The organism is Marinomonas transparens (assembly GCF_016463975.1).
Taxonomy (GTDB): domain Bacteria; phylum Pseudomonadota; class Gammaproteobacteria; order Pseudomonadales; family Marinomonadaceae; genus Marinomonas; species Marinomonas transparens.
This window is the reverse complement of sequence record NZ_JAEMNX010000010.1, coordinates 159,933-169,834: the sequence shown is the minus strand read 5'-3', so window position 1 is coordinate 169,834 and position 9,902 is coordinate 159,933. Positions and strand designations below refer to the sequence as shown.

Sequence of the window (9,902 nt, the reverse complement as noted above, 5' to 3'; positions counted from 1 at the left end):
TAGGGGATGACGCGAAGCGTCAGATCATTGAGGTCGTCGTCTTTTTGTTATGCTTCGCACTTAAGGGGCTCTATACGGCTTTATTAAGAAAGCCCTGATAGCACAGCTGTCAGGGCTTTTTTTTGTCTGTAGAGAACGTCAATAGGCAAGTGTGGGGCTCTTTATTGAAGACACACTTCTTGGGGCGGTATGCATTGGTATTATCCAATGGTGGCTTTTTATTCGCCTCAGGCGATTGCCATCGTCGATGGTAGTCGTAGTCCCGTAAGGGTATATATACGTGGAAATTTGAAAGGTTGGTTGTTATTTCTTTAGTGCGGAGAGTAAATGTCGGAATTTTTCGCCTTGGATAGTAACATGGCCACGCAGTAACTGGGCCGCTTTGTCTGATTCTCCTTGGGTGAGGGCTTCTACTATTTGCTCATGCTCGGACATAGATTGTGGCATGCGTCCTCGGACTTGCAGTTGCAGACGACGATAGGGCTTTAGCCTTTGATGTAGCCGCTTAGTCTCTTGTTCTAGAATGCTATTACCTGACTCGCGATAAATGATCATGTGGAAGACTTCGTTGGCATAGTAATAGGTATCTGCTTCGCCTGCAGTCATAGCGATCTTACATTTACCATTTGCCTCTCTTAGTTTTTCTAAAGCGACTTCTGATATGCGTAGAGCGGCAAGGCGACCACATGAAGCTTCGAGTTCTGCCATCATTTCAAAGAGCTCAATCAGCTCAACAGGACCAGGTTGGCGAACAAAAACCCCTTTTCTGTGTATCTGTTCTACTAGGCCGGATTTTGTAAGCTTTTGCAGTGCTTCTCTTATTGGTGTTCTTGATACGCCAAATTCAGTGGAGAGAGCGACCTCATTGAGCCGCTCACCGGTTTGGTAATCGCCTCGTAAGATCGATTCTTCTAATGTACTAGCAATAATATCTGAATTTTTCATTGGTTCACTATACCACATTAGGAAATACACTGAACAAATTGTATACAACAAATATCATATTGTGTATTTTAAATTATGGTTTGTATTATATAGGTAAATATTTACGTTTGGCGTCTGTCAAAAAAGACACTAACTCTATAGAAAATAGAGTGAAGTGCGAGATTCTCTAAAATAAAAATAAATCCTTAGGAGAAATAATAATGAAGAAGATCCTCTTTAAATCACTTATCACATTAGCGGCTTTCGGAGGTAGTTTTGCTACCAGCGCTGAAGAGTTAAGGTTATCTCACCAGTGGTCAAATAAAGATATTCGTCATCAAGTTGCGCAGATGGTGGCAGACGACGTAAAAGCGGCGGATGTAGATTTAACCATTAAAATTTTTGGCTCGAAATCATTATTTAAACCTCGTGAACAGTATCGTCCAGTCAGCCGTGGTCAGTTGGATATGACCTTGGTACCTCTTAGTTATGCGGGTGGTCAACAGCCCGCTTATAACCTGACTTTAATGCCAGGCTTAGTTAAAAATCATGACCATGCAGCTCGTCTGAGCAACTCTTCTTTTATGAAAGAGATTGAGAAAAAAATGGCAGAAGATGATGTCATGGTATTAGTTCATGGTTATTTGGCAGGAGGCTTTGTTGGAAAAGACAAATGCATTACTAAGCCTGCTGATGTGAAAGGCTTGCAAATGCGAGCGGCGGGTAAGTCGTTTGAACAGATGCTAGCAGGTGCCGGTGCTTCTATTGCCTCTATGGCGTCATCTGAAATATATAACGCAATGCAAACCGGTGTTCTTAATGGTGCGAATACGTCATCGGCGTCATTCGTTTCGTATCGAATTTATGAACAAGCTAAGTGCTACACACCGGCGGCTGATGTCGCTCTCTGGTTTATGTATCAGCCTCTATTAATGAACAAAACCACATTTGAAAATTTAAACAGTGATCAACAAGCCGCACTATTGGCGGCATCAAAAAAAGCACAAAACTTCTATTTAGTGGAAGCGAAGAAGCAAGATGCAGCGTCAGCTGACGTATTTCGAAAAGCTGGCGTAGAAGTTGTTGAAATGACGCCTGCAGATTTTACTGAGTGGCGAGAATTGGCTAAAGGAACCTCGTATAAAAAGTTTGCCGAGGATGTTTCTGGTGGCCAAGCATTGCTTGATTTGGCGTTGGCGGTTGAATAGGGGCTGGATAATGAGGTTACCAAATCAATATGCTAATGGCAGTCAAGGAATATCACATAAGTTTATCTACCTTGTATCTTGGATGTCGACGTTATCGGGTTGGCTAGCGGCGTTGATGATAGTGGCCGCTGTCGTTATCACTTGCCAAATGATTTATGTTCGAGCAGTGCTTAATTTATCGACTATTTGGCAAACGGAAGCTGTCGTTTATCTGATGATATCGGCGACCTTAATGGGGTTGCCTTATGTACAACTATTGCGTGGGCATGTAAATGTCGATCTTATTCCCATTTTGTTGCCTATGCTGCTGCGTAAATATCTCTACTTATTTACGCTTGTCTTATCACTAGTGATTATTCTCGTGATGGGCTTTTATGGGTTTGAAAATTGGCACCTAGCTTATGAGCGTAATTGGAAGTCGGATAGTGTTTGGGGGGTACGACTGTGGATTCCTTATCTTGCATTGCCTGTTGGCTTTTTCTTGTTGTTTCTTCAATTATTAGCAGATTTTTCAGCGGCTATTATTGGTAAAGATAGGCCATTTGGCTTGGAGGACAAATAATGGATCCTCTTGTATTAGGTGCAATAGTTGCCGTATTGACGATTCTCACGTTATTTTCAGGTGTATCGGTGGCCATCGGTCTATTGATAGTGTCTGGGGGCTTTTTGCTGGTGTTTGATGGCATGCGTTCTTTAGAGCTTTTACCGGAAATATTTTTTGGCAAGCTGGATAGTTTCGCTCTGTTGTCCATTCCTATGTTTATCATTATGGGCGCTTCTATTTCGTCAACCCGAGCTGGGGCCGATTTATATGAAGCGCTAGAGCGTTGGCTAACCCGTGTGCCTGGTGGTTTAGTGATATCGAACCTAGGAGCTTGCGCCTTATTTGCCGCCATGTCGGGGTCCTCTCCTGCAACCTGTGCCGCGATTGGTAAGATGGGCATACCCGAAATGCGTAAGCGGGGTTATCCTGATGGTGTTGCTTCGGGCTCTATCGCCGCAGGGGGGACGCTCGGTATTCTCATTCCTCCCTCCGTGACCATGATTGTTTATGGGATTGCGACAGAGACATCCATTGGACGTTTGTTTTTAGCCGGTGTGACGCCCGGTTTGATGCTGGTTGGCCTGTTTATGGTGTGGTCGTTGTATTCAACTTGGAAGTCAGGCAATAAAGAGTTACTCGCAACAGGTAGCTATAGCTGGCGCGAACGCTTTGAAGTTTTGCCTCGCGTTGTTCCATTTCTAGCAATCATCGCTGGGGTTTTGTATGCCATGTATGGTGGTGTGGCGACACCATCTGAGACTGCCGCAGTAGGGGCTTTGTTGTGTCTTGTTATCGCGATGATTATTTATCGTTTGTGGCATCCTAAAGCGCTGTGGGTTGTGCTTCGCGATAGTACCCGTGAAAGCGTGATGATTTTATTTATCATCGCGGCGGCGGGTGTCTTTAGTTACATGCTTTCTAGTTTGTTTATTACGCAGTCAATTGCTGAATGGATTGGTACGTTAGAGGTTAATCGCTGGGTATTGATGATTGCGGTGAACATTTTTCTACTGATTGCAGGTTTCTTTCTACCTCCTGTTGCAGTGATTCTGATGTCCGCGCCTATTTTGTTGCCAATTATAACGGCCGCTGGTTTTGACCCTATTTGGTTTGCTGTGGTGTTGACCATCAATATGGAGATTGGTTTGATCAGTCCACCCGTAGGGCTCAATTTGTATGTTATCAATGGCATTGCGCCAGATATATCGCTGAAAACCATTCTGTTGGGGTCTTTGCCTTATGTAGCCTGTATGGTGATTGCGATTATTCTTTTGTGTGTGTTTCCTAGCATTGCTACATGGTTACCAAATATGGTTATGGGAGATCGAGTATGAGCATGGTGTTGGAGCTGCTGAGTAATATTTTTGACCGACGTTATCGGCCTCTCGCCAAAAATAAGGTAGAAAATGATAGCTCTATTATTGCTTTAGTTGATAGCTTGATAGGGACGGCAGGGGAGTCTTCAGGTATCGCTTTAGCCACGCAAGTTTTAGACCGTTTTGATACAATAAATGATGAAGATAAATTGGCCTTCTTCCATCACTTATCCATCAACATGGATATTGATGCTGCTAAGGTTGAAGAGGCTTTAAAGCATTACAAACAAAACCCCTCGAAAAAAACCTATTTTGATTATATGACGGCGGCCGAACCTAGGCGACAGGAATTGATTCGGCGTTTAAACCAAGTTTCAGGTGCGACCGGTAAGCTGGTAAATATGCGTGCTGATCTGCTCAGACTGAAAGGTAAATCAGATGATCTTGCAGCATTGGATTTGGACTTTCGTCACTTGTTTGTTTCATGGTTTAATCGTGGATTTTTAGTACTACGTCCGATTGATTGGGAAACACCGGCTAATATACTGGAAAAAATCATTGCTTATGAAGCGGTTCATGCCATAGATAGCTGGGACGATTTACGTCGTCGTATGCAGCCGGAAGATCGCTGTTGTTTTGCTTTTTTTCATCTGTCTATGCCTGATGAACCCTTGATTTTTGTTGAAGTGGCTTTAACGCATGGTATTGCAAGTTCTGTGCAATCGGTTTTATCCGATGATCGTGAAGAGATAGTGGTGAGTGAGGCGGACACCGCGGTTTTCTATTCGATTTCTAATTGCCAGCAAGGGTTGAATAGTATTTCGTTTGGTAACTCTCTTATTAAGCAGGTAGTGACGGATTTGTCCTTAAGGTTTAGTAACCTGAAAAACTTTGTCACCTTATCGCCTATTCCTAGCTTAATGACATGGGCTCAACAACAGAACATTGATACCACATGTGAGCCCTTTAATAACATGAAGTCGTTAGCCGCTCATTATTTGGTGAATGAGAAGGGGCAAAACGGTAAGCCTCTCGATCCTGTGGCACGTTTCCATTTGGGTAATGGTGCTAAAATACACGCTATTCATAATGATGCCGACTTATCCGATAAAGGCATCAAACAATCAGGAGGAGCCATGGTGAATTACCTCTATGAATTGAAAAATGTATCGGAGAACCACGAAAAATTTGCCGCAACAGGATATATTTCTGCGGCTCAAGATGTTCATAAACTATGTGAGAATTTGTCTCCATTGCTAAGAGAAAACAACAATGTCTAATCCACTTTATAATGGTTTGTTTGCTGCCCATGAAGGAAAGCAAACGACTTTTATTTTTGATTCTTTAACAAAAAAAGAAGTGTCCTATGACGCTTTTTTAAAGCAGGCATCACAGTATGCTAATGCGATTACCCAACAGGGACTGCAGCCGGGAGATCGTCTTGCTGCACAGGTAGGTAAATCGGTTTCAACACTCGCTTTGTATGCCGCGTGTGTTCAGGCAGGAGTGGTTTATTTACCATTGAATACGGCTTATACACTCTCTGAAATCGATTATTTCGTGAAGGACTCTGGTGCGAAATTGCTGGTCTGTAAGCCTGAATCGGCAGAGAGTATGGCTGAGATGACCAAGCAATATAACACCATACTCATGACACAGTCTGATGATGGCGTATCTGGTACTTTGCCGGATGCCGCTCGAGCTTTGCCAACAGAATTTTCCACCGTAGATCGTGCTAATGATGATATCGCTTCGTTTCTCTATACCTCTGGTACAACGGGGCGTTCCAAAGGTGCTATGTTGACTCAGAATAACCTTTTGTCGAATAGTGAGACGTTGAAAGAAGCATGGGAATTTAGTGAAGACGATGTGTTGCTACATGCTTTACCGATATTCCATATTCATGGATTGTTTGTTGCGGTCAACATCGCTTTAAAATCCGGTGCAAAAATTATTCTCGAACCTAGCTTCAATCTTGACCGTATTATTGAGTTATTGCCTAGTGCTACGAGCTTGATGGGGGTGCCAACTTTTTATACTCGGTTATTGAGCGATGAGCGTTTTAATCGAGAGCTGACACAGCATATGCGCTTGTTTATATCCGGTTCTGCTCCCCTATTGGCTGAAACGCATGTGCAGTTTGAGCAACGCACAGGCCATCGTATCTTAGAGCGATACGGTATGACAGAAACCAATATGAATACGTCTAACCCTTATCGTGGTGAGCGTCGTGCTGGAACAGTCGGCTTCCCGTTGCCCAATGTGGAATTGAAAATCACCGACCCTACAACGGGAGAAACTTTGCCGAATGGAGAAATTGGTCTGATCGAAGTGCGCGGCTCTAATGTCTTTAAGGGCTATTGGAATATGCCAGAAAAAACAGCAGAAGAGTTACGTTCTAATGGTTTTTTTATTACCGGTGATTTGGGCACGATTGATGACGATGGTTATGTCAGTATTGTTGGTAGGAATAAAGATCTGATTATTTCGGGTGGCTATAATATTTATCCGAAAGAGATTGAATTGGTGCTTGATGAGCAGCCTGGTGTTGTTGAAAGTGCAGTAATCGGTGTGCCACATCCTGACTTTGGTGAAACGGTTGTTGGTGTGTTAGTAGCGGATAAGGATATAGTCGACCTTGATAAAGTACAGCTTGCCGTGAAAGATGCTTTGGCAAGGTTCAAACACCCTCGCCAGCTTGTGGTAATTGATGCTTTGCCAAGAAATACCATGGGAAAAGTCCAAAAAAATATATTACGCGAGACTTATAAAGGGCTATTTACCCACTGATATTCTGGCGATCGGCTTGACCTAGTGTAATGGGTGATATACCACGAAACAGTTGAGAATAGGGTATTTTAAAAGAAATGTTTTACCTATATTAGTAGGTTTGAGGCCTTCATAAAATATTATGAAGGCCTTTTTTATGCACAGGCACTAAGTATTTATTGAAATGTTAATAACTTAGGCACTTATCCACTTCTTCAGAGGCACCTAGAATCACCGCAACACGTTGGTGTATTGCTTCTGGTTGAATGTCTAAAATACGTTGGGTATGAGTGTGGGCTTTACCGCCGGCTTGTTCAAGTAGCATGGCCATTGGGTTGGCTTCGTACATTAGGCGTAATTTGCCTGCTTTAGTTGGGTCTTTGCTGTCCCAAGGGTAGATGAAGATACCGCCGCGACACAAAATACGATGCACGTCTCCAACCATGGCGGCAACCCAGCGCATGTTGAAATTCTTATCACGAACCCCTTCTTTGCCTTTTACTAAATCATTCACATAGCTTTGCATGTTGTTAGACCAGAAGCGTTGGTTAGACATGTTAATGGCAAACTCTTGTGTCTCTTTGGCGACTTGTACGTTTTCGGTCGTTAGCACAAAAAGTTGTTTGGTGGGGTCATAGGTAAACATGTTGACGCCATTGCCTGTGGTCAGTACCAGCATGGTTGATGGGCCATAGAGCACATATCCAGCGGCAACTTGTTGTTTGCCTGGAATGAGGAAGTCATTTTCGGTCGCGGGTTCGCTACCTGTTTGATGATAGATAGAGAAGATGGTGCCGACCATGGCATTGATATCAATATTAGAGGAGCCGTCTAGTGGGTCGAAAGCAATCAGGTATTCACCGTCTGTGTTCGCTGGCACTATGTAATCTTCTTCTTCAGAAGCAATTGCTCTTACTGAAGGGCAAGCCGATAGGGCGTCTTTTAGCATATCGTTGGAAATAACATCGAGTTTCTTTTGTTCTTCTCCTTGAACATTCTCGTTGCCAGCCATGCCAAGGATGCCTGCAAGGGAGCCTTGTTTTAACGCATCAGAAATTGCTATGCAGGTGTTGGTGGTAACTTGTAAAACGGCCTGTAGTGATTCCGGAGTCGAGCTTGATGCTAAAACATGAGATAGGTTTTGCATGGTCTGGCATTTCCTTATTATTTGGGAGAAGGAAATTATGCCATTGCCTGAGTAGAGTGTCAGCCAAGCTAGGTTAATAGACATAAAATAAATTGGGATGGTATCGCTTATCAGCTAATCTAAGCTGGGCATTTTTCGAGGAAGTCGGTATGACAGAGTTTGTTATTTACAATTTAGAGTTAGATGGACAAGGTGGTGCACAAGAATTAGCGCTATCAGATTTACCGACACAGCTTCCTATACAGGGCCGTCGTTGGATACATCTTGATTGTCTTGATGATTTAGCTAAAGCTTGGTTATCGACTGTAGAAGGGGTGCCAGAAACCGTTGTAGATGCTTTATTTGCTGAAGAGACTCGCCCTCGTACCGTGAAAATGGCAACAGGATTGTTAGTCAATTTACGTGGCGTTAACCATAACCCTAATTCTGATCCTTCAGACATGGTCTCTCTAAGACTTTGGGTCACACCATACTTTATTGTCTCCACTCGGCGTCGCAAGCTTTTATCGGTTCAGGATGTGGTGAAAGATTTGGCTAATAAGGAAGGACCAAGGAATACGGCGGACATTTTAGTTACCTTGACCGCAAGGTTAACGGAGCGAATGGCTGGAGTTATTAATAGTTTAGAGGATCAATTATCCGAACTAGAAGAAAGTATAGGTGTGGGGGTAGAGTTAGGTCAGCGAGACTCTTTGGTCCAGCGGAGGTTGGAAACCATTCGTTTAAGGCGTTTTCTAGTGCCACAAAAGAATGCCATTAATAAGCTTTATCAAGAGTCTCAAGCTCTGATGACTGTGGATCAGCTTATTCAAACTCAAGAAGCTGCCAATGATATTACACGTTATGTGGAATCGCTGGAGTCTCTGCGAGAACGTTGTTTTTTGATGCAGGAAGAGTTTGTTAACTTACATTCCGAAAAGATGAACGCGCGCATGTATGTACTTTCTATCTTGTCTGGAATCTTTATGCCTTTGGGATTTTTGACGGGGTTGTTTGGCATCAATATTGGCGGTATGCCGGGTACAGATAGCCCACTTGCGTTCTGGATTTTTTGTGGTTCGTTATTGATATTGGGTATTGGGCAGTTTGTTTTGATGCGCAGAAGCCGCTGGTTTTGACCAACGGCTTTTGGTGTTTCTTTTGGTGGAGGTTATTTCTTAAGGGTTTTGATACCGTCTTTGGTTGCTAATAACAGTACATCTGCAGAGCGTTTTGCAAACAGGCCATTAGTAACCACACCCACTATCTCATCGATACTTTTTTCTAATGCGATAGGGTCGAGTATTTCTAGGTTATACACATCGAGAATGCTATTGCCGTTGTCTGTAACAACGCCTTCACGGTAGACCGGATCGCCGCCTAGTTTGACTAATTCACGTGCCACATGGCCACGTGCCATAGGGATGATTTCTACTGGTAAAGGGAAGTCACCTAACACCTTCACCAATTTTGATTCATCAGCGATACAGACGAACTCATCACTGCAAGCGGTGACGATTTTTTCACGGGTTAACGCCGCGCCGCCACCTTTGATTAAGTGTAAGTGATCATTTGATTCGTCAGCGCCATCCACATAAACACGAATAGAGTCAACGCTGTTTAGGTCATAGACTGGAACCCCATGGCCTTTTAAGCGGGCGGTTGACGCTTCTGAGCTGGCTACGGTGCCGTCGAATTTGGCTTTGTGTTTTGCCAGTTCATCAATGAATAGGTTCGCAGTTGAGCCTGTTCCAACCCCCACAATAGTGTCCGATTCCAGCATTGGCAGTATGTATTCAACAGCGGCTTCTGCAACCGCTTGTTTTAGTTCATCTTGGGTCATGAGACTTAGAACCTTTTCTATGGTGTTAGTGGTCGAGATGTTTTTTGAAGTGGGCATATTATAGTCATATCGAATATCGATTGTTACCCTGAAACCGCTGAATTCTCGACCTTAAGAGGTATATTTATGTGTATCTCTTTTGCTTGATTTAAGGTGAGAGGGTATATTTCAT

Annotated in this window: 9 protein-coding genes; 6 read left to right on the top strand and 3 right to left on the bottom strand. The window is 43.4% G+C overall.

Annotated elements, in window-relative coordinates; translation table 11 throughout:
• Window positions 1-303: 303 nt before the first annotated feature.
• Entirely contained in the window at window positions 304-945 is a 642-nt protein-coding gene (locus I8J31_RS10520) for a GntR family transcriptional regulator (RefSeq protein WP_199468506.1), read from the bottom strand.
• 200 nt (window positions 946-1,145) lie between these two features.
• On the opposite strand from I8J31_RS10520, the gene dctP reads away from it, so the two are divergent.
• The 5 genes from dctP to I8J31_RS10495 are packed head-to-tail and all read left to right on the top strand — an operon-like array spanning window position 1,146 to window position 6,782.
• Complete coding sequence (dctP, locus tag I8J31_RS10515) at window positions 1,146-2,132, top strand: TRAP transporter substrate-binding protein DctP (RefSeq protein WP_199468505.1); 987 nt, start codon at window positions 1,146-1,148, stop codon at window positions 2,130-2,132.
• 10 nt (window positions 2,133-2,142) lie between these two features.
• Window positions 2,143-2,694, top strand: coding sequence for a TRAP transporter small permease (locus I8J31_RS10510; protein WP_199468504.1), 552 nt, complete (start codon window positions 2,143-2,145; stop codon window positions 2,692-2,694).
• Window positions 2,694-4,010, top strand: a complete 1,317-nt coding sequence (locus tag I8J31_RS10505) for a TRAP transporter large permease (RefSeq protein WP_199468503.1) — start codon at window positions 2,694-2,696, stop codon at window positions 4,008-4,010. The genes I8J31_RS10510 and I8J31_RS10505 overlap by 1 nt, the downstream gene beginning before the upstream one ends.
• A complete protein-coding gene (locus tag I8J31_RS10500; RefSeq protein WP_199468502.1) occupies window positions 4,007-5,272 on the top strand; it encodes a malonyl-CoA decarboxylase in 1,266 nt (421 codons plus the stop codon). Before I8J31_RS10505 ends, I8J31_RS10500 begins: the two co-directional genes overlap by 4 nt.
• Window positions 5,265-6,782, top strand: a complete 1,518-nt coding sequence (locus tag I8J31_RS10495; RefSeq protein WP_199468501.1) for a malonate--CoA ligase — start codon at window positions 5,265-5,267, stop codon at window positions 6,780-6,782. Before I8J31_RS10500 ends, I8J31_RS10495 begins: the two co-directional genes overlap by 8 nt.
• A gap of 166 nt (window positions 6,783-6,948) precedes the next feature.
• Here I8J31_RS10495 and I8J31_RS10490 read toward each other — a convergent pair whose 3' ends face one another.
• Window positions 6,949-7,908 (bottom strand): class 1 fructose-bisphosphatase, encoded by a 960-nt coding sequence (locus I8J31_RS10490; protein ID WP_199468500.1) that lies wholly within the window; start codon window positions 7,906-7,908, stop codon window positions 6,949-6,951.
• Window positions 7,909-8,057: 149 nt separating this feature from the next.
• Between I8J31_RS10490 and I8J31_RS10485 the strand changes: the two genes are divergently transcribed.
• Window positions 8,058-9,026 (top strand): zinc transporter ZntB, encoded by a 969-nt coding sequence (locus tag I8J31_RS10485; RefSeq protein WP_199468498.1) that lies wholly within the window; start codon window positions 8,058-8,060, stop codon window positions 9,024-9,026.
• A 32-nt stretch (window positions 9,027-9,058) separates the two neighbouring features.
• Here I8J31_RS10485 and rpiA read toward each other — a convergent pair whose 3' ends face one another.
• Entirely contained in the window at window positions 9,059-9,730 is a 672-nt protein-coding gene (gene rpiA, locus I8J31_RS10480) for a ribose-5-phosphate isomerase RpiA (protein ID WP_199468496.1), read from the bottom strand.
• Between the last annotated feature and the right edge of the window lie 172 nt (window positions 9,731-9,902).